Here is a 23,070-nt window from a genome sequence, read left to right on the forward strand (position 1 = left end):
AGGCGCCGCGGGACGCCGCCCGCCCCGTGCCACGCGGAACCGGTGATATGCCAAGATCGCCCCGTCCTGACATTCCATGCCATGGAAATGGCGCGGTCCGATGGCTATATCGCCCCCATCATTCCTTCCATGCCGAGCAACCATGACGACCGACAATCCCCTTCTTGCCGATCACGACCTTCCCGACTTCGCCGCCATCCACCCCGACCATGTCGTGCCCGCGATGGAACAGGCGATCGAGCGGCATCGCGCCGTCATCGAAGCGATCAGCAGCGGATCGAGCGACGATTTCGATGCCGTGGTCCTGACCGCCGAGCGCGCCGATTTCCAGCTTTCGCGCGTCTGGTCGCCGGTCGGGCATCTCGCCTCGGTCGCCGATACGCCGGAATTGCGGGAGGCGCATGCCCAGGCACTGGCGCTGATGACCGCCTATCTCATGGAAGCGGGCCAGAACCGCGCCCATCATGACGCGGTCGCCCGCGTCGCCGCCCGACCGGATTTCGCTGAACAGCCCCCGGCCCGTCGGCGCGCGGTCGAACTCGCGCTGCGCGCCTTTCGCCTTGCCGGCGTCGCGCTGGAAGGGGAGGATCGCCAGCGCTTCCTCGACATCGGCGTGGCGCTGAGCGACCTTGGCACCAAATTCGGCAATGCCGTGCTCGATGCGACCGAGGCCTGGAGCGAGCATGTCATCGACGAAGCCGCGCTTGCCGGCGTGCCCGACAGCGACAAGGCGATCCTTGCCGCCTACGCGCAGGAAAAGGGGCTGGACGGCTGGCTTATCACCCTGCGGCAGCCGAGCGTGCTGGCGATACTGCTCCATGCGGAAGACCGCGCCCTGCGCCAGCGCGTCTATCGGGCGAACAGCACCCGGGCCTCGGATCAGGCCGAAGAGCCGGCGCATGACAATAGCGAGCGGATCGACCGCATCATGGCCCTGCGGCACGAAGCCGCGCAGATATTGGGCTTTGCCGATTCCGCCGCGCATTCGCTGGAAACCAAGATGGCCGCCGACGCCGACGAGGCGCTGGCGTTCCTTGCCGACCTTGCCCGTCGCGCCCGCCCGATCGCGGAGCGCGAACTGGACGAGGCGCGCGCCTTCGCGGCGGCCCGACTGGGGATCGAGGACATCGAGCCGTGGGACCTGTTCTATGTCGCCGAAGCGATGCGCCGCACGCTGCACGGTGTCGACCAGGAAGCGCTGAAGCCCTACTTCCCCCTCCCCCGCGTCCTTGCCGGGACGCAGGCCCTGATCGAGCGGCTGTTCGACGTGCGCCTGGTCGCGCGCGAGGCCGTGTCCAGCTGGCATCCCGACGTGATCTTCTATGACGTGCTGGATGCCGGCGGCGCGATCGTCGCGGGCGTCTATCTCGACCTGTTCGCCCGCGCGGGCAAGCGCGGCGGCGCGTGGATGGATGTATGCCGCGCCCGCTTCCGCGATGCCGACCGGCTGCATGTTCCGGTCGCCTATCTCACCACCAATTTCGCGCCGCCCGCCGGCGGCAAGCCGTCGCTGCTGACGCATAACGACGTCGTGACCCTGTTCCACGAATTCGGCCATGTGCTGCACCACCTGCTGACCGAGGTCGACCTGCCGTCGATCGGCGGCATTTCCGGGGTGGAGTGGGACGCGGTGGAACTGCCCAGCCAGTTCATGGAGAATTTCGCCTGGGACAAGGAAACGCTGATCAGCCTATCGGGCCATGTCGACAGCGGGGAGGCGTTGCCGGAGGCGATGTTCGATCGCCTGCTTGCCGCGCGCCAGTTCCAGGCGGGCCTTGCGCTGCTGCGCCAGATCGAGTTCGCGACCTTCGACCTGCTGCTCCATCGCGACTATGATCCGGCGAAGGGGTCGCGCGTCAACGAGGTGCTGGCGGAAGTCCGCGCCGCCGTCGCAGTGGTCCGGCCGCCCGAATGGAACCGCTTTGCCCATGCCTTCAGCCATATTTTCGCGGGCGGCTATGCGGCGGGATATTATTCCTACCTGTGGGCGGAACTGCTGTCGGCCGATGCGTTCGAGATTTTCGCCCATGCCGATCTGCCGGGCGGGGGTGCGAGCGCGTTCCGCCGGGAAATACTCGCCGCGGGCGCGAGCCGGCCTGCGGCCGAGAATTTCCGCGCTTTCGCCGGGCGGGCGCCGCAGGTCGACGCGCTTTTGCGGATGCGGGGTCTGGTGGCGGCGTGAGGATCGCTTTGGCGGGTTGGCGCTGATGTCATGAACGAAATCGTCATTTAACGGCGATTTTTTCCTGCCTGATCCTATCGTGAGCGGCCCTGTTTCCTACAGGGCCGCGCCATGCTAGCCTTGCGCCGCCGCGCTGGCGGCACGGTCAGCGCCGGAACACAGGGGCGCGTTTCTCCAGGAAGGCGGCGAAGGCTTCCTGCGCTTCGGGCGATTGCAGCATCCGAGAGAAGAGCCGCCCTTCCTCCTCGATCCGGTCGGCAAGGGCGCGCGCATCGCCCTTCATGAGGCGGCGGGTCGCGGCGAGCGCCTGGGGTGGCTTGGCCATCAGGGCGGCGGCCTTGGCGCGGGCATGGCCGAGCAGCTGGTCGCGCGGCACGACCGCGCTGACGAGACCGGCGCGGTCGGCGGCGTCCGCATCCATCGGTTCACCCAGCAGCAGCATCGCCGCCGCCTTGGCATGGCCGAACGTTGCGGGGGCGAGCAGGCTGGACCCGGCTTCCGGCACGAGGCCGAGATTGACGAAGGGCATGACGAAGCGCGCGTCGGGTGCGGCATAGACGAGGTCGCAGTGGAACAGCATCGTCGTGCCGACGCCCACGGCGAGCCCCTGCACCGCCGCGACGAGCGGCTTGTCGAAAGCGGCGATGGCGCGGATGAACGCGAACGCCGCTTCCCCGCCTTCGGGGCCGCGCGTGAAGTCCGCAAGGTCGTTGCCCGCGCAGAAGGCGTCGCCCTTCCCCGCCACCAGCACCACGCCGATGTCGGCGCGCGCGCCCGCCTGCGCCAGCGCGGCGGTCATCGCGCGGTACATGCCGGCGGTCAGCGCATTCTTCTTGTCGGGACGGTCGATATGGATTTCCATGACGCCGTCGCGCTCGATCCGTTCGATCCCTTCGTTCATCGATCCATCCTCCCGTCCGTGCCCGCGACGCTGGCCCTGCACGCCATCTATCCTTTTCGCGCGCGTCCGCCTACAGGCGCGACATGACCCGCCTGCGCGAGATGCTGGACCCGTTCCTGCTGCTGCTGATCCTGATGGTGCTGACGGCGTCCGTCCTTCCGGCGCAGGGACAGGGCGCGCGGATCGTCGGGATCGCGGCCGATGCGGGCATCGTGCTGCTGTTCTTTCTGCACGGTGCCAAATTGTCGCGCGAAGCGATCTGGAGCGGGGCTAAGGCGTGGAAGCTGCATCTGGCCACGCTGGCCGTCAGCTTCCTGCTGTTCCCGCTGATCGGCCTGGCCTTGCAGCGGATCGGCACGATTCCGCCGGGGCTGCGCGCCGGGCTTCTCTTCCTCACGCTGCTGCCGTCCACGGTGCAGTCCTCCATCGCCTTCACCGCGATCGCGCGAGGCAATGTGGCGGCTGCGGTGGTCAGCGCTTCCTTTTCCAACCTGCTGGGCATCGTCGTGACGCCGCTGCTGGTGGCGTTGCTGATGCAGAAGGGCGGCGCGGGCGCCACCCTGCCGCTGTCGTCGGTGGAAGGGATCGTGCTGCAACTGCTGCTGCCTTTCCTGCTCGGGCATCTGGCGCGGCCCTGGGTCGGCGGCTTTGTCGCGCGGCATCGGGCGATGCTGGGACGGGTCGACCGGGCGACGATATTGCTGATCGTCTATTCCGCCTTCAGCGCGGCGGTGGTCGAAGGACTGTGGCACAGGGTTTCGCGGGCGGAACTGGCGCTGCTCGCCGCGATCTGCGGCGGCGTGCTGGCGGCCGTGCTGTTCGTCACCTGGGCGCTGGCGCGGGCGATGCGGCTGTCGCGCGAGGATGCGATCGTGCTGCAATTTTGCGGGTCGAAGAAAAGCCTGGCGACCGGCGTGCCGATGGCGGGCGTGCTGTTCCCCGCGAGCGCGGTCGGGCCGATCCTGCTGCCGCTGATGCTGTTCCACCAGATCCAGCTGATGGCCTGCGCCGTGCTGGCCCGGCGCTATGGGCGCAGCGCCCAGGCATAAGGGTTATCCCCTTGCCGCCGCGCGCGTTTTAGTTATACATATGTATAACTTCACCCGGGAAGAGGTGCGCGGCGAATGGACGGCTTCGATCGGGAGACGGCAACAGCATGACGCGGCGTCCTGCCGCCGTCATCGTCGGCGGCGGTCACAATGGACTGGTCTGCGCCTTTTACCTGGCCCGCGCCGGCTACAAGGTCCGCATCCTCGAACGGCGCGCCGTCATCGGGGGCGCGGCGGTCACCGAAGAGTTCCACCCCGGTTTCCGCAATTCGACCGCCAGCTACACGGTCGGCCTGCTGCACCCCAAGGTGATCCGCGACATGGGGCTGGCGGCGCGGGGCTATCGCGTCATCGAGCGGCCGATCGCCAATTTCCTGCCCCTGGGCGATGGTCGCTATCTGAAGGTGGGCGGCGGGCTGGAACGCACCCAGGCGGAGTTCGCCAAGTTCAGCGCCCGTGACGCGGCCGCCCTGCCCGCCTATCTGCATGCGCTGGCCCCGGTGGCGGCGCTGGTGCGCGACCAGATGCTCAAGACGCCGCCCCATGCCGGCGGCGGGCTTTCGACACTGGCCGCCGCGCTGCATCATGGGCGGCGGATCGCGGGCCTGTCGATCGAACAGCGGCGCGACCTGCTGGACCTGTTCGCCAAGTCGGCGCGCGCCTTCCTGGACGGCTGGTTCGAAAGCGATCCGGTGAAGGCGGCGTTCGGCTTCGATGCGGTCGTCGGCCATTATGCCTCGCCCGACACACCCGGCAGCGCCTATGTGCTGCTGCACCATGTCATGGGCCAGGTGAACGGCCGCAACGGCGTGTGGGGACATTGCGTGGGCGGCATGGGCGCCATCACCGATATCATGGCGCGGGTCGTGCGCGCGCAGGGCGTGGAGATCAGCCTGGAGGCGCCGGTGGCGCGGCTGCTGATCGATAATGGCCGCGCGGTGGGCGTGACGCTGGAGAGCGGCGAGACGGTGACGGGCGACTGCATCATCGCCAATGTCGGGCCAAGGCTGCTCTATGAAAAGATGGTGGCGCCCGGCGACCTGCCCGTGGATTTCCGCCGCCGCATCCGGGGGTTCCGCACCGGATCGGGCACGCTGCGGATGAATGTGGCGCTGTCGGCGCTGCCCGACTTTTCCTGCCTGCCGGGGCCGGGCGAGCATCTGCAATCGGGCATCATCATCGCGCCGTCGCTCGATTATATGGACCGCGCTTTCACCGACGCGAAGCGGGAGGGCTGGTCGCGCCAGCCCATCGTCGAAATGCTGGTGCCTTCCACCGTCGACGACAGCCTCGCCCCGCCCGGCTGCCATGTCGCCAGCCTGTTCTGCCATCAATTCGCGCCGCACCTGCCGCCCGGCCCGGACGGCCGCCCGCGCGACTGGGACGCGGAGCGGGAAGCGGCGGCCGATCATGTCATCGCGACGGTCGATGCCCATGCGCCGGGCTTCGCGCGGTCGGTGATCGCGCGCGACGTGCTGACGCCGCTGGACCTGGAACGCCGCTTCGGCATGGTCGATGGCGACATCATGCACGGGACGATGACGATCGACCAGCTGTGGGCGGCGCGGCCGGTGCTGGGTCATGGCGCCTATCGCGGGCCATTGAAGGGACTCTATATGTGCGGGGCGGGAACCCATCCGGGCGGCGGCGTGACCGGCGCGCCCGGCCACAATGCGGCGCGCGAAATCCTGAAGGATCATGCGCTGCCGGGAAGGCTGCGCGGCAGGGGTTGAGAGGCGATCGGGGTGTATCGGACGCATTTTGACGTCAAAATCGCCAAATTCCCCCGAAAATATTGGGTTCAAAGCGAAAAAGCAGTTGGTTGAGCGCGCGCAGTCGCGTTAAGACGCTTCGTCCAAGAAAGGGAGACGATCTCATGAACAATACGGAACTCGCCGAAGCCATCGCCGCCGATCACGGCCTGACCAAGGCCGATGCGCGCAAATATGTCGACAGCATCTTTGCTGCGATTGCCGGCGCCGCGTCCAAGGGCCAGGAAGTTTCGCTGAACGGTTTTGGCAAGTTCAAGGTCAAGGACCAGCCGGCCCGCGAAGGCCGCAATCCGTCGACCGGCGCCACCATCCAGATCGCCGCTTCCAAGAAGCTGACCTTCACGCCGGCCAAGGCGGTCAAGGACCAGCTGAACGGCTGACCCTCTGCGCGTCCCGCGACCGTGGTTGCAGGGCGCGCAATCGGCCCGCCAATTTCAACAATTGTCAGGATGAGGTCGCGGCTGCACATGCGCCCTGCCTTTCAGGCATCCTCTCCTTAAAACTCAGACGGCCGGTTCCTTGTGAGCCGGCCTTTTTTTGGGCGTCGCGGCATGGGCGCGGGCGCGTGATCCATCTTGCACCGCGGCCATATTGGCCGCTGCAATGCTCCCATAGTCGCGGACGATCGACGACTGTCCCATCCGCCTGCCTTATCCTATGCCGCCCTGACCTTGCGCCCCGAACAGTAGTACGCAACATGAAATCGTCCTGCCAAGGGACAGATCCTTTGTGACCAATGGATCAATATGATTTACAAAAGCACATAAAGCGCGCAAAAGGACCGTCCATACTTGTAACCAGTCCATCCTTCCAAACAGTCCATCATTCAAAAAGGGGAAGCGCGCCAATGTCTGAAAATGGGTCGCCCGACATCACGACGCTCACCGTGCAGCTGTTGAGCGCTTTTGTCTCCAACAATTCGGTTCCGACCGAAAGCCTGGCAGAATTGATCCGCACGACGCGGACCGCCTTGACTGAAGATCCGGCCGCGAATGCTGCCGCTTCGCCGGCGGCAACTTATACGCCCGCCGTGTCGGCGCGCAAAAGCCTGTCCTCGCCCGATCATATCCTCAGCATGATCGACGGCCGCCCCTACAAGACGCTGAAGCGGCATCTGGCGACACATGGCCTGACGCCGGACGAATATCGCCAGCGCTACGACCTGCCGAAATCCTATCCGCTGGTCGCGCCCAGCTATTCCGAAGCGCGACGCGCCGTCGCCACGCGTCTGGGCCTGGGCAGGAAGCCGGGCAGCGCGGCCAAGCCCGCCGCCCCGAAGGCCGATGCGGCGCGCGGGACCGCGCCGGTAAAGCCGGTCGCCGCCAAGGCTGAAACGGCAAAGCCCGTCGCAGCGAAGGCCGAACCCGCAAAGCCCGCCGCCGACAAGGCGCCCGCCACCAACGGCACGAAGGCGCCGGCCAAGGCCAAGGCCAAGACACCGGCCAAGGCGAAGCCCAAATTGTCGATCAGGCCCCCCAAGGACGAGCAGGCCGCCGCGCCGGCCGCCAAGCCAAGGTCCAAGCCCAAGGCGCCTGCCGCGCCGAAAGACCCTGCAAGCTAGGCGCAAGTCTTCGTCGAACGACATAGCCGGGCTCCCATGCTGTCGCATGGGGGCCCGATATGTTTCGGGCGGGCGGACATTGTCGCGCACCGTTGGCGAACTTTACGGAAACTTTATGCGCGCCGCCCAATTCCCCGTGGAACCTTAACGGGCGCATGACCCACATCAGCCCCGCGCAATCTCGCGCCGTGGAGCTGAGCCATGGAAATGATCCGAGACCGTCTGGCACGCGGGGAGCGATGGTGGCCCGCCGAGGTCATGCTGCGCGTCCTGGGCGTCCTGCTGCTGGGCCTGTGCGCGCAAGTGCTGGGCTGGCTGAGCCGCGTGCTGCATCAAGTCCCGCCCCATGCGACGCGGCCGGTCGAGCTGCTGGCGGCAGGGGCTGTCTTCCTGGCCTGTAGTTGCGGCGTCGCGCTGCTCGTCGAAGGGCCGGCGCTTTTCGCCCTCGTCGACCTGCCTGTCCGGCACTGGCAATCCACCCTTTGACGATCGGGGACAGGCTGATGACCGATCTGTTCTGGCTCGGCGGGCTGGCGGGACTGTTCCTGCTGACGCTCGCCTTCACGCGCCTGTGCGGCGAAGCATGAAGGCGGGCGCATGACTATCCAGCTCTGGCTCGCCGGCGCAACCGCGGCCGGCCTCCTCCTCTATCTGGTCGCGGTCCTGCTGCGGCCGGAACGCTTCTGAAAAAAGGGCAATTCCCATGACCGCGCAAGGCTGGGGGCTGATCCTCCTGTTCATCGTCGCCATCGTGGCGCTCGCCAAGCCGATGGGGCTGTGGCTGCACGCGCTCTATGAGGGGCGGCAGACCCCGCTCCACGTCCTGCTGGGGCCGGTGGAGCGCGGCTTCTACCGGCTGGCGGGCATCGACCCGGCGGCCGATCAGCATTGGCGCCGCTATGCGCTGCACATGCTGTTGTTCCAGCTGGCGACGCTGCTGTTCACCTATGCCGTGCTGCGCCTGCAGGGTTTCTTGCCGCTGAACCCGCGCGGCCTGGCCGGGATGCGCGCGGACGGCGCGTTCAACACCGCCATCAGCTTCACCACCAACACCAACTGGCAATGGTATTCGGGCGAGGTCGCGCTGTCGAACCTCAGCCAGATGCTGGGGCTCACCATCCACAACTTCCTGTCGGCGGCGACCGGAATCGCGATCGCCTTCGCCCTCTTTCGCGGCTTTGCGCGGCGGCAGGCGAGCGGGGTCGGCAATTTCTGGGCCGACATGACGCGCGTCACGCTCTACCTCCTGCTGCCGATCTGCCTTGCCTATGCGATCTTCCTGATCGCGAGCGGCGTGCCCCAGACCTTTGCGAGCATGGTCGACGCCACCACCCTGGAAGGCGCGCGCCAGCATATCGTCCTTGGCCCCGTCGCCTCGCAGGAAGCGATCAAGATGCTGGGCACCAATGGCGGCGGCTTTTTCAACGCCAACAGCGCGCACCCGTTCGAAAATCCGACCGCACTCACCAACCTGGTCCAGATGCTGTCGATCTTCGCGGTCGGGCTGGGCCTGGCATGGTGTTTCGGCAAGGCGGTGGGCAACACGCGGCAGGGCTGGGCCATAATCAGCGCCATGATGATCCTGTTCATCGCCGGCGTCGCGATCGTTTACTGGCAGGAAGCGGCGGGCAATCCGGTGCTGCACCAGCTGGGCGTTGCGGGCGGCAACATGGAGGGCAAGGAGGTCCGCTTCGGCATCGCCGCCTCCGCGCTTTTTTCGGTCATCACGACAGCCGCGTCCTGCGGCGCGGTCAACGCCATGCATGACAGCTTCACCGCGCTGGGCGGTCTGGTCCCGCTGTTCAACATCCAGCTGGGCGAAATCGTCGTCGGCGGCGTGGGCGCGGGCATCTACGGTTTCCTGCTGTTCGCGCTGCTGGCCGTGTTCATCGCCGGGCTGATGGTCGGGCGGACGCCGGAATATGCCGGCAAGAAGATCGAGGCGCGCGAGGTCAAGCTGGCGGTCCTCGCGATCGCGATGCTGCCGCTGTGCATCCTGGGGCTGACCGCGCTGTCCGCCGTCATGCCGCAGGGCCTGGCGGGGCCGCTCAACAAGGGACCGCACGGCTTTTCGGAAATCCTCTATGCCTTCAGCTCCGCGACCGGCAACAATGGATCGGCCTTTGCCGGCATCACATCGGGGACGCCCTGGTATAACGGCCTGCTGGGGGCCGCGATGTGGATCGGCCGCTTCTTCGTGATCGTGCCGGTGCTGGCGATCGCGGGAAGCCTTGCCGCCAAGCGCCACACGCCCGAAACCAGCGGGTCGTTCCCGACCACGGGTCCGCTGTGGATCGGCCTGCTGATCGCGGTCATCCTGATCGTCGGCGGCCTGACCTTCCTGCCCAGCCTCGCCCTTGGCCCCGTCGCCGACCATCTCGCCATGATCCACGGCCAGCTTTTCTGAAGGCGTCCCCCATGACAAGCGCAACATCCATCTTTTCAGCGCAGCTCGTCGGCCCGGCGATCCGCCAGTCTTTCGCCAAGCTCGACCCGCGAGAGCTGGTGAAGAACCCCGTCCTTTTCACCACGGCGGTCGTCGCCCTGCTGCTGACGGTCCTGCTGGCGGTCGGCGGGGAGCCCCTGCCCCTGGGCTTTCAGGCGCAGCTGATCGTCTGGCTGTGGCTGACGGTGCTGTTCGGCACCTTTGCCGAGGCGCTGGCCGAAGGGCGTGGCCGGGCGCAGGCGGCATCGCTGCGCGCCGCCAAGTCCGACCTGATGGCGCGGCTGCCCGATGGCAAGATCATCCCCGCCGCGCAGCTTAAGCGCGGGAACATCGTGCTGGTCGAAACCGGCGACCTGATCCCCGCCGACGGCGAAGTGATAGCGGGCGTCGCCTCCGTCAACGAAGCCGCCATCACCGGGGAAAGCGCCCCCGTCATCCGCGAGGCGGGCGGCGACCGATCCGCCGTGACCGCCGGCACGCGCGTCATTTCCGACCATATCAGGATGCGCGTCACGCAGGAGCCGGGCCAGGGCTTTCTCGACCGGATGATCGCGCTGGTCGAAGGCGCCGAGCGGCAGAAGACCCCCAATGAGATCGCGCTCACCATCCTGCTGGTCGGCCTGACCATCATCTTCCTGATCGCGGTCGCGACCATCCCCGGTTTCGCCAGCTATGCCGGCGGGCATATTCCGGTCGCGATCCTGGCCGCGCTGCTCATCACCCTCATCCCCACCACCATTGCCGCGCTGCTGTCCGCCATCGGCATCGCCGGCATGGACCGGCTGGTGCGCTTCAACGTGCTGGCGAAGTCGGGTCGGGCGGTCGAGGCGGCGGGCGATGTCGACGTGCTGCTGCTCGACAAGACCGGCACGATCACCATCGGCGACCGGCAGGCGAGCGCCTTTCATCCGCTGACCGGCGTGGATGCGGCCGATCTTGCCGAAGCCGCGCTGCTGGCAAGCCTGGCCGACGAAACACCCGAAGGCCGGTCGATCGTCACGCTCGCGCATGACCGTTTCGGCACGGCGCGCAGCGCGCTTCCGGCCGGAGCCCAAATCATCCCCTTCACCGCCCAGACCCGCATTTCGGGCGTCAGCGTCGACGGGTCGCTGATCCAGAAAGGCGCGGTGGATTCGATCCTGCGCGCCAATCCGGGCGTCGCCGACAGCGAACTGCGCGACATCACCGAGGCGATAGCGCGCGGGGGCATGACGCCGCTGGCGGTAGCCCGTGACGGGCGCATATTGGGGGCCATCGCGCTGAAGGACATCATCAAGGCGGGCATCAGGGAAAGGTTCGCCGAACTGCGCCGCATGGGCATCCGCACCGTGATGATCACCGGCGACAATCCGCTCACCGCCGCAGCCATAGCCGCCGAGGCCGGGGTCGACGACTTCCTTGCCGAAGCGACGCCCGAGGACAAGCTGGCCCTCATCCGCAAGGAACAGCAGGGCGGCCGCCTGGTCGCCATGTGCGGCGATGGCACCAATGACGCGCCCGCGCTCGCGCAGGCGGATGTCGGGGTCGCGATGAACACCGGCACGCAGGCAGCGCGCGAGGCGGGCAACATGGTCGACCTGGACAGCGATCCGACCAAGTTGATCGAGATTGTCGGCCTGGGCAAGCAACTGCTGATGACGCGCGGCGCGCTCACCACTTTTTCCGTCGCCAATGATGTCGCCAAGTATTTCGCGATCATACCGGCAATGTTCGTGGTGCTTTATCCTGGTCTTGGCGTGCTCAACATCATGGGTCTGGCCTCGCCCGGCAGCGCCATCCTGTCGGCGATCATCTTCAACGCGCTCATCATCCCGGCGCTGGTGCCGCTCGCGCTCAAGGGCGTGCGCTACCGCGCTATCGGCGCCGGGCCGCTGCTCGCGCGCAATATCGCGATATATGGAATTGGCGGCCTGGTCGCGCCCTTCATCGGCATCAAGCTCATAGACCTTGCCATTTCCGGCCTTGGCCTCGCCTGAGGGACAGACATCATGCTGAAAGACCTTGCCTGCGCCCTTCGCCCGGCCATCGTGCTGACGTTGTTGTTCGCGCTGCTCCTTGGCCTTGCCTACCCGGCCGTGCTGACCGGGATCGGCCAGCTGGCCTTCCCGCATCCGGCGAACGGCAGCCTGATCCGGGAAGGCGGGCGCGTGATCGGATCGGAACGGATCGCCCAGCGGTTCGAGAGCGCCCGCTATTTCCACCCCCGCCCCTCTGCCGCGGGCAAGGGCTATGAAGCGGACAACAGCTATGGGTCCAATCTTGGCCCCACGTCCCGCGCCCTGCGCGACCGCGTCAAGGCCGATGTCGGGGCGCTGGGGGGATCGGCGGCGTCCCCCGTTCCGGCCGATCTGGTGACGACCTCCGCATCGGGCCTCGACCCCGATATCAGCCCCGAGGCGGCGCTCCTGCAGGTCGAGCGGGTGGCACGGGCACGCGGGAGCGATCCACGGCGGATCCGATCGCTTGTGGCGGCGCATGTCGACCAGCCCCTGTTCGGTTTCCTGGGCGAGCGCCGCGTCAATGTGCTGCTGCTCAATCGCGCGCTGGATACTTTGGACGCAAAAGCCGCTATCAAGCCCTTGTGAGCTGGCAGCCCCGCCCCGATCCCGACGCGCTTCTGCGCCAGGCCGCGCAGGAGGATCGCGGCCGCCTGAAGGTCTTTCTCGGCGCAGCGCCGGGGGTGGGCAAAACCTATGAGATGCTGACCGAGGCGGCCGCCCGCCAGCGGGCCGGCGCCGACGTCATCATCGGCGTGGTCGAAACCCACGGCCGGCCCGAAACCGAAGCGCTGCTCAAGGGCCTTCCCCTCATGCCCCGGCGCTACACCGATTATGAAGGCCGCACGCTGGGCGAGATGGACATCGACGCCATCCTGGCGCGCCATCCGGAGCTGGTGCTGGTGGATGAGCTGGCACACACAAATGCGCCGGGTTCCCGCCACGACAAGCGTTACCAGGACGTGGAGGAACTGCTTGCCGCCGGCATCGACGTCTATTCGACCGTCAACGTCCAGCATCTGGAGAGCGTCAACGATATCGTCGCATCCTTCACCAAGGTACGGGTGCGCGAGACCTTGCCCGACCGGGTGATCGAAAATGCCGACATCGAGGTCATAGACATTCCGCCCGATGAACTGATCGACCGGCTGAAGCAGGGCAAGGTCTATGTGCCCGAGGAAGCGAGCCGGGCGCTGGGCAATTATTTCTCCAAGTCCAACCTTACCGCCTTGCGCGAACTGGCGCTGCGCCGCGCCGCGCAGGCGGTCGACCCGGAAATGCTGGATTATCTGCGCGCCCACGCCCTGGCCGGCACCTGGGCCGCTGGCGAGCGCATCCTGGTCGCGGTCAGCGAACAGCATGGCGCCGCCGAACTGGTCCGCGCGGGCAAGCGCCTGGCCGACGCGCTGCGCGGCCCGTGGACGGCGGTGCATATCGAAACAGCCCGGTCGCGCCATTTCACCGATGCGGAAAATGCGCGCCTCGCCGCTGCGCTGCACCTTGCCAGTCAACTGGGCGGGCAGGTCGAGAATGTTCCAGCCGAACGGATTGTCGACGGCCTGATCCGCTTTGCAACGGATGCGCGCGCGACCCAGATCATCGTCGGCAAATCGACGCGGTCGCGCTGGTTTGAGCTGCGCCATGGATCCGTGGTCGACCGTCTGGTGCGCGAAACGCCCGGCATCACCGTCCACGTCCTGCCGATCGAGGCGGATGGCGGATCGCCCCGACGACCCCGGCGGGCGGCGGCAAGCCCCCGCGCCCGGGCCGTGGACTATGTCGCCTCGCTGGCGCTGGTCGCGCTGGTCACTCTGATCGGCACGCTGATCTTTTCGGCGCGCAGCATCACCAATGTCGGCCTGCTGTTCCTGTTGCCGGTCATGGTCGCGTCCACCCGCTACGGGCTGCGGGCGGGCATCGTCACCGGGCTTGCCTCCTCCCTTTCCTATAATTTCTTCTTCATCCCGCCGACCCATACCTTCACCATCGAGGACCCGGAAAATATCCTGACCGTGCTGGTGCTTCTGGGGGTTGCCGCCGCCAGCAGCCATCTTGCCGCGCGGGTGCGGGACCAGGCGCTGCTGGCGGAGCAGAACGCGGCACAGAATAGTTCACTCGCCGGCTTCGCGCGGCAGCTCACGGGGGTCAGCCAGGCGGACGAGCTGGCCCATCTCCTCTGCGCGGAAGTGCACCGGTTGCTGAGCGTCAACGCGCTGCTGCTGCTGCCCCAGGGCAGCCAGCTGACGATCCGCGCGGCAGTGCCGCCCGATGCCCGGCTGGAGGCGCTCGACCAGGCGGCTTCGCGCTGGACCTTCGACCACAGGCAGGCCGCCGGGCGCGGATCCGATACGCTGACGGCGTCGGAATGGCTGTTCCAGCCGGTGGCGGCCGGAGGGCGGACGCTGGCGGTATTCGGCCTGTCGCGGCCCGACGCGGGAACGCCCATCCGCTCCGACCAGCTGCCGCTGCTGCTCAGCCTGCTCGACCAGGCCGCCCTCGCCCTGGAGCGCATCGGGCTGGAGGCGGAGATAGCGATGGTGACGCAGCTGAAGGAACGCGACCGGCTGCGCGCCGCCCTGCTTTCTTCGGTGAGCCACGACCTGCGCACGCCGCTCACCACCATATTGGGCATGCTGGGCGAGATCACGCCGGCCACCGACGCCCAGGACCAGCAGCTCAGGGAAGCGCGGGGCGAAGCGGAGCGGCTGAACCGCTTCGTCGCCAACCTGCTGGACATGGTGCGGATCGAAACCGGCGCGCTTCACCAGTCGGTCGAACCTATCGACCTGGCCGAAGCGGTGGCGAGCGCGGTGCAGGACCTGCGCCGCATCCTGCGCGATCATGCCGTGGCGATGGACATAGCGCCCGACCTGCCCCTGGTTTCGGCCGACCCGCAATTGCTGCACCACTGCCTTATCAACCTCATTGAAAATGCAGCGAAATATGCAGAACCGGCATCGCCGATCAGCATCGCCGCGCGGCGCACGTCGCGGGGGCTGACGCTGTCGGTGCTGGACGACGGGCCGGGAATCCCCGCCGGCGAGGAACAGCGCATCTTCGAAACCTTCACCCGGATCGAAGGGTCCGACCGGAAGGGGGGATCGGGCCTTGGCCTTGCCATCGTCAAGGGCTTTGCCGAAGCGATGGGCGTCGGCGTCAGGGCCAGCAACCGGCACGACCCCAGCGGCGCCTGTTTCGACCTCATCTTTCCCGCATCCAAGCTGGTCAAGGGGCCGTCGATCGAATGACCGCGAAGTCGAGCGTGCTGATCGTCGATGACGAGCCGGCCATCCGCCGCCTGCTGGCAGCCGGGCTGACCCGCGCCGGCTATCGGGTCGCGGAGGCGGGATCGGCGCGCGGTGCGCTGTCGGCGATGCCGATCGACAAGCCCGATGCGGTGCTGCTCGACCTGGGGCTGCCCGACCGGGACGGGCTGGAACTGGTGCCGCTGATCAAGGCGGCCGGGGCGGCGCTGCTCGTCATTTCCGCGCGGGACGAAACCGCGCAGAAGGTTGCGGCGCTGGACCTTGGCGCGGACGATTATGTCACCAAGCCCTTCGACACCGAGGAAGTGCTGGCGCGTGTGCGCACGGCGCTGCGCCACCGGCTTTCCGCCGAAGCCGAAAGCCTGCTGGTGACGGTGGGCGATATCGAGATCGACCTGGAGGCCCGGATCGTCCGGCGCGCGGGCGAAGAAGTGCATCTGACGCCCAAGGAGTTCGGCTTCCTCGCCGTGCTGGCAAGGCATCCCGGCCGCGTGGTGACCCACGCGCAGCTGCTGGTCAGCGTCTGGGGGCCGGGGCATGAGCGCGACGTCGAATATCTGCGCGTCGCCGCACGCGGCGTCCGGCGCAAGCTGGAAGGGGTGCAGGTCGACGATTCGATCATCCGCAACGAACCGGGCGTGGGCTATCGCCTGCTGAGGCCCTAGCGCGATCGGCCGAAGCGGACAGCGGGGAGCGGAAGCGACAGCCGACAAGCACTGGCCACTGGCACTGGCCACAGGCACTGGTCACAGGCTGGCGGGCTTGTGGACGACGCGCATATCGCCTATGACATCGATGCGATCCGCGTCGGTCCGGCCTCCCAAGACGAGCCGCTCCAAAAGCCTATGAGCGGATACAACCAACATTCCTGTTTGGTTACATGCCGATAGGCGCTATGCCGCAGGAATGCGCGATTTTTCCTCTTCGCCGGAACAGGCTCTGCTGATGCTCGGTCGGCTGGATGGGCGGCTTGCCAACAGTCCGGCGGCCGACATCTGGCTGGCGCGCGCGCGGCTGCGGGGCGCGGCGCTGCTGGCGGGCGCCGCGGGGGTCCCGGTCACTGTCCGGGAGCTTCAGGACTGGATCTGCGGACGCACGGCGCCGCCCCGGCATGGCGAAGGGCTGAACGACCCGCTTTCGGTGGCGGCGCTGGTGCATTTCGCCCTGTCGGCGGACGAGAGCCGATCCGATCCGGTCGCACGCGCCACGTTGAATGTTTCGCGGACGCTGCTGGACGATCGCAAGGAAGCGGAGGCCTGGGCACCGGAGGATCTGGTGCGCTTCGGTCCGGCCTGGCGGGCCGCGCAGAGGCTGGTGGAGGCCCCCTACCCTGCCCCGACGCTACAGGCCGTCGCCGAACGCCTGATTGCTGCGCGGGAGGGCCTGGAGGCGCCCGCAAGCCCCGCTCAGCTGCTGACCACCGCCGACGGACGGCACCTGCGGCTCGATCCCCGGCGGTCGGATCTCGGCTGGGTCGTCGCCGCCCATTTGCCCGGCGCGCTGGAGGCAGCGGGGGTTGCCCTGCGGCGGCTGCCGTCCTTCGTGGATCTGCCGCGCTTTCCGGGAACGGACAGCGCGGCTCTGGCGGTCCAGCTGGCGGTGATGATCGGGCGGCAGGCGGTTGAGGGGCTGGCGGAGCTGGACCGGCTGGAAGCGAAGGTTGCGCGGCTGCCGGCGGACCTCGGAGTCACGAGACGCAGCAAGGCGCCGCTGCTGATGCGCCTGGAACTGGCCTATCCGAGGCTCAGCCGCACCGCGATCGCGCGACTGCTCGGCATTTCCCATCAGGGTGCAACCAAGCTGGTCGCGCAGGTCGAAGCGCTTGCCGCCAGGCGCGACTGAAAGCGGTGGATCGCACCGGTGGTGCGAGGCGCCCATCCTCCTGCCCTTCCACAAGAAAATCTCCTGCATGTTACAGGGTTTATAGCTTTGTTAGAGAGTTAGCGGACGGTGAAACGCCGGTAATGGCCCGCTTTTCCACGAGTCGGGCGGGCAGAGGCGTTCCTGAAGGATCGGCTTTGCGTTCCTGAAATGTCGGCCCTGCCGTTCCCGAAATGTCGGGTAACCGTTCCTGAAGATGTGAAGCCCGTTCCTGGAATGTCGATAAGCCGGGGGATCGGGCTGCGGCGGCGGGATGATTGAATCAGTTCGCGACATAGCGTGCGGAAGGACGTTCAAAGTCGGGGCGACCAAGCACGCATGTCGGGCTGTCCGGGATAAAGGGGCAGGCGCGCTTGGGTGAACCCGACACTTCGGGAACGCGATCTCGCTTCCCCTCATGGGCACGGCTTCAGGGGCATGGCGCGATGCGGAGCGCGCCCGCATATCAGAGCCGGTGGCGATTCTTGTCGTGGAAGCGGCGGACAAAGCCGATGAACGCCTTCTGGTAGTTGACCGGCGTGCGGGTCGGATCGGCATCCAGCCAGTCGCGAAATTCCTGATGGAGCGACTGATAGTCCCAGCCGGGGCAGTCGGATCGCAGGACAGCGAGGGTCGCGTCCGTCAGTTCCCCGGCACTTGCGCGTGTCGACAGGCCGGTCACGGTGCGGCGAATGACGTCACGGGCGTCGAATGTCTCGTCTGGTGCGTGGAGGCCGTTCGCGGGTCGGCTCGCGGCCTTGAGCCTGGGTTCGGCGCCGACGGTGACAGGCTGGCGCGCTCCCACGGCCGCCCGGATCTGGCGCGACGCGCCTTCGCCGTCGCGGCGGCGCATCCGGAGCGACGGCTCCCGCTTGCGGTCAGGCTGTTCGAGCAGGAGTGTGTAGCCCGGCAAGGGATCGCGCTCCGCGATCTTGGCGATCTCGAACTTGAAGCGGCGATAGGCCCCTTCAGCGCCTGACTTATCGAACAGGGTGGGCATGGAAATGGCAAAGCCCCCCTCCCCTGCCCCGCCGGCATGTTTGCGCGCGACCTTGTACAGCCAACGCTCGCGTCCGCCGGTCAGGTCGAAATAGGCGCGGTCGATGCTGAGCACGCCGCCCTGCATCAACACACCTTCATAGAACCAGTTGGACAGTTCGATGGTCATACCGCGCGAGCGTTCGGTGCGCTCATCGACAAGCTGGGTCCAACCGTCGAGCCAGCTGAACGTCGCTTCACGGCGGTTTTCAGCGCGAATATTCGTCTTGATCGTGGTGGACACGAGCCGGTCGAGCGATTGGCCGAGCAGCTCATAGGCGCGCCCCGTGGTCGGCCGATGGATGGCCCGCAGCAGATCATAGGGCATGAGATGCAGCTTGCGGGGAACGTCATTGAGGCCGCGCCGCGCCATGTCGGCGAGCACCGACGCGCAATAGATCAATATGTCCGCGTCCCAGATGGTCGCCATGCCATAATCGGGATTGGCGGATACATGGACCCAAGCCTTGCCGTCGGGGGAGGTATAATCGATCGGCTTCACCCGCTTTGACTTGGCGAGGCTGAAGAAGGGGCGCTCCATCATCTCGCGCTGATCGCGCAGCGGCATGTCCGCGATATAGGGAAGGAACAGTTCGAACTGATCGTTCAACTCGTTCTTGCCGGCTTTGGTCACGGACAGCTCCTGAAGGGTGGCTGGTTCTGGCCCTGCGGCGAGGGGTGGGGGAGGGCGGCTGGCGCTGGCGGCCGCCAGCGCAGCCCGGGCGTGTTTCCCCAGGGAAACGGGGGGCGGTATGGGTATGATGTGCTCCCGCATGCCCTGAAGGTCTGGTGTTTCCCCGGGGAAACACAGGGGCAGGGTTCAAGACACCCCTGTCCCGCGTGCCGCGTTTCATCGTCATCGGGGCATGGGTCGGCGAGGGGAGGGGGCAAATGTTTCCCCGGGGAAACGGCGCGCGGCCGCTTGGCCAGCCTTGTCGAAGGCGTCCCCCGCGTCCCTTGATCCAGACCCCCCTGTTCCCGCATCAGCGTTGCAAACCCATCCCTTGCTGCTCCAGATGCTCCAGCGCGTCGCGCAGGGCTGCGGTCAGCATGTCGACATCCGCGCCCGAACCGGCATGAAGGCGGATGGTGACGCCCTGCCGATTGACCGACTGAACGGTGAGCGCGGGGCGGCCATAGCGTGTCATCCAGGTGAAAGGATCAGCCTTGGGCGCGGACTGCGCCGTGCGCGGCGCGTCGAGCAGGCGCTTCATCACCTCGGCGGCGGGCAGGAGAGGCTCGCCCGCATCGCGCCGTTCCTGTTGTATCGATGCCAGACGATCCGCTTCCGCCTCGATCGCGGGGGCGGCCGCCGCATCGTCGAGCGCCTGGCTGAGTGCATAAGCGGGCTTGAGCTGGACGTCCGCCGGCGACGCGAAGGCGGCGACGATATCGTCGGACAGGCCCGCCACCTTGATCATCTTGCTGAGCCAGCCCTTGGACAGTTTCAGCCGTTCGGCCATGCGCGTCAGATGGCTGCCATAATGGGCGTGCAGCGCCTGGGCATAGTTGCGCGCCCGCTCCAGATCAGTGACGTCCTTGCGCGCGCGGTTTTCAAGATCAGCGAGGCGGAAGGCCGCTTCGTCATCCAGCTGGGCGACCTGGGCCACGAACATCAGGTCGGGATAACTGTGCGCGCGCAGCCAGCTGATCGAGAAATGACGCCGGGTGCCGGCGATCACTTCATAGTCATGATCCGGGTCATCTTCCACCCGGCGGACCACCGCTGGCACTTTCTGCCCGCCCTCCGCCAGAATGGAATCGATGAGTTCGCGGCAATTATCTTCGGTGAGATTGCCGTAGAGCCGGGCGTTGCCGCGCCAGATCCGCACGCGGGCCGGATCAAGCAGCAGCTGCGTGACCTGGCGCACTTCGCCTGACGCCAACCGTGCCAGCGCGGACTCGCGGCCAAGCAGGGTGGTCGCGCGCGCGCGGTCGCCGCGCGGAGGGGCGGGGAGGGGGGATGGCTCGGCGACGGGGGCCTCGTCGGCGGCCGTTTCGGGCGAAGCCGGCTCGGTCAGGGGGGGCGGCGCTGCGTCCTCCGCTTCGTCGGCCAGCAGCGCCGCCAGGTAATCCGATTGTTTACGCGCCATGATCATTTCCCCTGTCGCTCGACCGGCCGTCGTTGCCTGGAACGGCATGGGGTTCCCCGGAAGGGCGCGCCGCGCTTACGTAGAAACGCTGCGCCGTCCTGCGCGTGAAACCTGGCGTGCGGCCCCAGCCGATCGGTGAATCGGTCATCAAGATTTGGGAACATAAAGGGAACATCGTCCTGTAGGACAGCCTGTTATGCCGCATTGACGATATCCTCCTCCCGCGCCGGGGCGACGCGGCCCCAGCCTTGCCGCACCAGCGCCTCGATCTGCGCCAGCGCCTCGTCCAGATTGGCGCGACAGCGCTTGTGGGTGCGGGGCGTGCCGATCGGCTTTTCCAGCTCATAGACGGTCATCATCCGCAGCGCGGCATGGCTGATTTCCGCGCTGTCCAGGATGGGGATGGGGAGCAGGGCGGGGCCGAAGCTCTGTTCCATGATCGCGCGGACCATCGAATGGCTTGGGTCATTGCTGTCGAACTTGGAACAGAGCAGGCGGACGAACTGATAGTCGACCGCGATCCCCGCCTGCTGCAACTGGCCGATCACCTGGTCCATCATGGAAAGGAACTGGACGGTCGAGCAGAAGTCCGGCGTGGTCGCGGCCAGCGGCACCAGCAGCGCATTGGCCGCCTGCATCACCGCCAGGCTGATCGTGCCGAGCGCTGGCGGCGGGTCGAGCAGCACCACGTCATAATGGCGGGCGAGGTCCATGAGGCCCTGCTTGAGCTTGCGGAACCGCGCGGCCAGCACCGATCCGCCGTCGCTCCCGGCCGCGGCAAGCTCATATTCGACGTCGAACAGCTCCAGATTGGACGGGATCAGGTCGACATTGGGCCAGGCGGTATGCTTGACCGCATAGAGAAGGTCGACCTGCGTCGGGTCGATCGACAAATAGGGGTAGAGCGTTTCTTCCCGCTGGATATTGAAATGCGGGTTGAAACCGAACAGGGTCGTCGTGGTTGCCTGGCTGTCGCAATCGACCACCAGCACGCGATAGCCCTGCACCCCGAAATAATGCGCCAGATGCGTCGTCACCGTCGACTTGCCGACGCCGCCCTTGAAATTCTGCACCGCGATGATCGAGGGAATGTCGAGCGGCGCGCGTTCCGGGCTGGCGCCCAGTACCTGGCGCATGTTGAGCAGTTCGTCCACCGTATAGCCGGGACGGCGGCCGTTTTCGGTGGGCGGGGCAGGGGGCAGGCGCCCGTCCTCCTCCGCCATGCGGATGCGGTTGGTGGAGCAACCGAGCAGCTGCGCGGCTTCCGCGATGCCGAAGCGGACATTGAGTTCCTTGCGGCTGTCGGGCAGAAAAGCCTTGCGCCGCAGACGCTCCACCATCTTTTCACCGGCTTCGGCGAGATCGCCTATCTGGCTGACGACTGCGTTCATTTTCGCCCTCTCGCGGCAGGTTGAAGCTCATTTGCTCAGGCTATCGCAGAAATCCTTCAAATTCGCAATCATGCCCTTTAAAGGGTGCGCAGGGCCGCGATGAAGGGAAAAAGCGGTCGAAACCACGCTCGCCCTGCGGGCGTTCATCCGACGGCAGGGCGGGAATGCGGCGCTTTTCCGCCACAAAACGGGGTAATAGGTCATGACAAGCCAGCTGCCGACTCGTACCCTAGGTTCGCTCACCGTGTCCGCGATCGGGCTGGGCTGCATGAACCTGTCGCACGCCTATCTGCCGCGCCCCGACCCGGCGCAGGCCGAAAGGCTGCTGCTCCACGCGCTTGATTCGGGCGTTACCCTGTTCGACACGGCTGCGGTCTATGGCATGGGCGCCAACGAGGAACTGATCGGGCGCACGCTGATGCACCGGCGGAGCGAATTCACACTGTCGAGCAAGTGCGTCCTGGCGGCGGTCGACGGCACGCGCATGCTCGACGGGTCGCCGCGGACGATCGCGCGGGTGCTGGAGGATTCGCTCCGCCGGCTGTGCGTGGATCATATCGACCTTTATTATCTGCACCGGCTGGACCGGCGCGTGCCGATCGAGGAGTCGGTCGGCGCTCTGGCCCGGGCGGTCGAGGCGGGCAAGATCGGCGCGATCGGCCTGTCCGAAATGTCGGCCGCGACGCTGCGTCGCGCCCATGCCGTGCATCCGATTGCCGCGATGCAGACCGAATATGCGCCCTGGACGCGGAATGCGGAACTGGCGGTGCTGGACGCCTGCGCGCAATTGGGGGTCGGGTTTGTCGCCTTCTCGCCGCTGGGGCGCGGGCTGCTGGCCGGCGGCGTCGGCCCGCACGGCGTGGCGCAGGAGGATATCCGCGCCGCGATGCCGCGTTCAAGGCGCCGCACCTTGCCGCCAACCTCGCTCTTGCGGCCCAGCTGGCGGAACTGGCGCGGGAAGCAGGCTGCACGGCGGCGCAACTGTGCCTCGGCTGGACCATGGCGCGGCGGCCCTTCATCGTCCCCATTCCCGGCACGACCAGCATCGCCCATCTCGACGAGAATCTGCGGAGCCTTGCGCTCGCCCTGCCGGACGATCTGTTCGCCGCGGTCGACGCCCTCTTCCCGTTCGAAGCGCCCGCCGGCCCCCGCTATGACCAGGCGATGCAGGCGCTGATCGACACGGAAAGCTGGCCCGGCGAACCCATGGCCTGAAGCGCGGCGAGGGGGCGCCAGCCCCGATTTCCGCGCTTTTTGGAAAAAAGCAGCCCCCGCGATTTTTCCGGTTGACCGACTCGCGGGACGCGCCTAGATGCCACTCCACCGACGCGGTGAGCGCCACTGGTTCTCGCCTCGATCGGTCGCCAACATTACGGACAGATGTCCCCCGGAACATAAGGGTCGGGGAACAATCACTGTCCGCTCTGATGTTTGGTCGGCTCTTTGACATTGTTGATTGATGAAGGGACATGTGGGCGGCGGCTCCGGGTTCTGGCGGATTTTAGGCGTCGGAT

At 66.9% G+C, this 23,070-nt stretch carries 17 protein-coding genes and 1 pseudogene; 14 read left to right on the forward strand and 4 right to left on the reverse strand.

The features are described 5' to 3' along the window. Positions 1–142: 142 nt before the first annotated feature. The gene (locus AAC640_RS09990; RefSeq protein WP_340265968.1) at positions 143–2,182 is read left to right on the forward strand and encodes a M3 family metallopeptidase; all 2,040 of its coding nucleotides are present in this window, start codon (positions 143–145) and stop codon (positions 2,180–2,182) included. Between the two features lie 145 nt (positions 2,183–2,327). On the opposite strand, the gene AAC640_RS09995 is transcribed toward AAC640_RS09990, so the two are convergent. Then, the gene (locus AAC640_RS09995) at positions 2,328–3,083 is read right to left on the reverse strand and encodes an enoyl-CoA hydratase-related protein (protein ID WP_340265969.1); all 756 of its coding nucleotides are present in this window, start codon (positions 3,081–3,083) and stop codon (positions 2,328–2,330) included. An 83-nt stretch (positions 3,084–3,166) separates the two neighbouring features. Here AAC640_RS09995 and AAC640_RS10000 point away from each other — a divergent pair, with 83 nt between their 5' ends. The 12 genes from AAC640_RS10000 to AAC640_RS10055 all read left to right on the forward strand — a co-directional run bounded on the left by AAC640_RS10000 (position 3,167) and on the right by AAC640_RS10055 (position 17,016). After that, a complete protein-coding gene (locus tag AAC640_RS10000) occupies positions 3,167–4,132 on the forward strand; it encodes a bile acid:sodium symporter family protein (protein ID WP_340265970.1) in 966 nt (321 codons plus the stop codon). A gap of 107 nt (positions 4,133–4,239) precedes the next feature. Further along, complete coding sequence (locus AAC640_RS10005) at positions 4,240–5,865, forward strand: phytoene desaturase family protein (protein WP_340265971.1); 1,626 nt, start codon at positions 4,240–4,242, stop codon at positions 5,863–5,865. Between the two features lie 143 nt (positions 5,866–6,008). Beyond that, complete coding sequence (locus tag AAC640_RS10010; protein ID WP_340265972.1) at positions 6,009–6,284, forward strand: HU family DNA-binding protein; 276 nt, start codon at positions 6,009–6,011, stop codon at positions 6,282–6,284. Between the two features lie 467 nt (positions 6,285–6,751). Continuing rightward, positions 6,752–7,465: a Ros/MucR family transcriptional regulator gene (locus AAC640_RS10015; RefSeq protein ID WP_340265973.1), complete on the forward strand. Its 714-nt coding sequence runs from the start codon at positions 6,752–6,754 to the stop codon at positions 7,463–7,465. A 201-nt stretch (positions 7,466–7,666) separates the two neighbouring features. Next, entirely contained in the window at positions 7,667–7,951 is a 285-nt protein-coding gene (locus AAC640_RS10020; RefSeq protein ID WP_340265974.1) for a hypothetical protein, read from the forward strand. A 111-nt stretch (positions 7,952–8,062) separates the two neighbouring features. Continuing rightward, on the forward strand, positions 8,063–8,152 hold the full coding sequence (gene kdpF / locus AAC640_RS10025) for a K(+)-transporting ATPase subunit F (protein ID WP_340265975.1): 90 nt from the start codon (positions 8,063–8,065) through the stop codon (positions 8,150–8,152). Positions 8,153–8,168: 16 nt separating this feature from the next. Next, positions 8,169–9,872, forward strand: a complete 1,704-nt coding sequence (gene kdpA, locus AAC640_RS10030) for a potassium-transporting ATPase subunit KdpA (RefSeq protein WP_340265976.1) — start codon at positions 8,169–8,171, stop codon at positions 9,870–9,872. A gap of 11 nt (positions 9,873–9,883) precedes the next feature. Beyond that, complete coding sequence (gene kdpB, locus AAC640_RS10035; RefSeq protein WP_340265977.1) at positions 9,884–11,887, forward strand: potassium-transporting ATPase subunit KdpB; 2,004 nt, start codon at positions 9,884–9,886, stop codon at positions 11,885–11,887. 12 nt (positions 11,888–11,899) lie between these two features. Next, entirely contained in the window at positions 11,900–12,496 is a 597-nt protein-coding gene (gene kdpC, locus AAC640_RS10040) for a potassium-transporting ATPase subunit KdpC (protein WP_340265978.1), read from the forward strand. Then, positions 12,493–15,156, forward strand: a complete 2,664-nt coding sequence (locus AAC640_RS10045; protein WP_340265979.1) for a DUF4118 domain-containing protein — start codon at positions 12,493–12,495, stop codon at positions 15,154–15,156. Before kdpC ends, AAC640_RS10045 begins: the two co-directional genes overlap by 4 nt. Beyond that, positions 15,153–15,839 (forward strand): response regulator transcription factor, encoded by a 687-nt coding sequence (locus AAC640_RS10050; RefSeq protein WP_340265980.1) that lies wholly within the window; start codon positions 15,153–15,155, stop codon positions 15,837–15,839. The genes AAC640_RS10045 and AAC640_RS10050 overlap by 4 nt, the downstream gene beginning before the upstream one ends. 241 nt (positions 15,840–16,080) lie before the next feature. Beyond that, complete coding sequence (locus AAC640_RS10055; RefSeq protein ID WP_340265981.1) at positions 16,081–17,016, forward strand: hypothetical protein; 936 nt, start codon at positions 16,081–16,083, stop codon at positions 17,014–17,016. Between the two features lie 484 nt (positions 17,017–17,500). On the opposite strand, the gene AAC640_RS10060 is transcribed toward AAC640_RS10055, so the two are convergent. The 3 genes from AAC640_RS10060 to AAC640_RS10070 form a co-directional block, all read right to left on the reverse strand. Then, on the reverse strand, positions 17,501–18,640 hold the full coding sequence (locus AAC640_RS10060) for a replication initiator protein A (RefSeq protein WP_422794983.1): 1,140 nt from the start codon (positions 18,638–18,640) through the stop codon (positions 17,501–17,503). A gap of 415 nt (positions 18,641–19,055) precedes the next feature. Continuing rightward, positions 19,056–20,165, reverse strand: a complete 1,110-nt coding sequence (locus AAC640_RS10065) for a ParB/RepB/Spo0J family partition protein (protein WP_340265983.1) — start codon at positions 20,163–20,165, stop codon at positions 19,056–19,058. A gap of 194 nt (positions 20,166–20,359) precedes the next feature. Beyond that, the gene (locus AAC640_RS10070; protein ID WP_340265984.1) at positions 20,360–21,556 is read right to left on the reverse strand and encodes an AAA family ATPase; all 1,197 of its coding nucleotides are present in this window, start codon (positions 21,554–21,556) and stop codon (positions 20,360–20,362) included. A 202-nt stretch (positions 21,557–21,758) separates the two neighbouring features. Here AAC640_RS10070 and AAC640_RS10075 point away from each other — a divergent pair. Further along, positions 21,759–22,771, forward strand: a pseudogene (locus AAC640_RS10075) (aldo/keto reductase). The last annotated feature ends 299 nt before the right edge of the window (positions 22,772–23,070 follow it).

This window comes from Sphingobium mellinum, from assembly GCF_037860795.1.
In the GTDB taxonomy this organism is placed as follows: Bacteria; Pseudomonadota; Alphaproteobacteria; order Sphingomonadales; family Sphingomonadaceae; genus Sphingobium; species Sphingobium mellinum.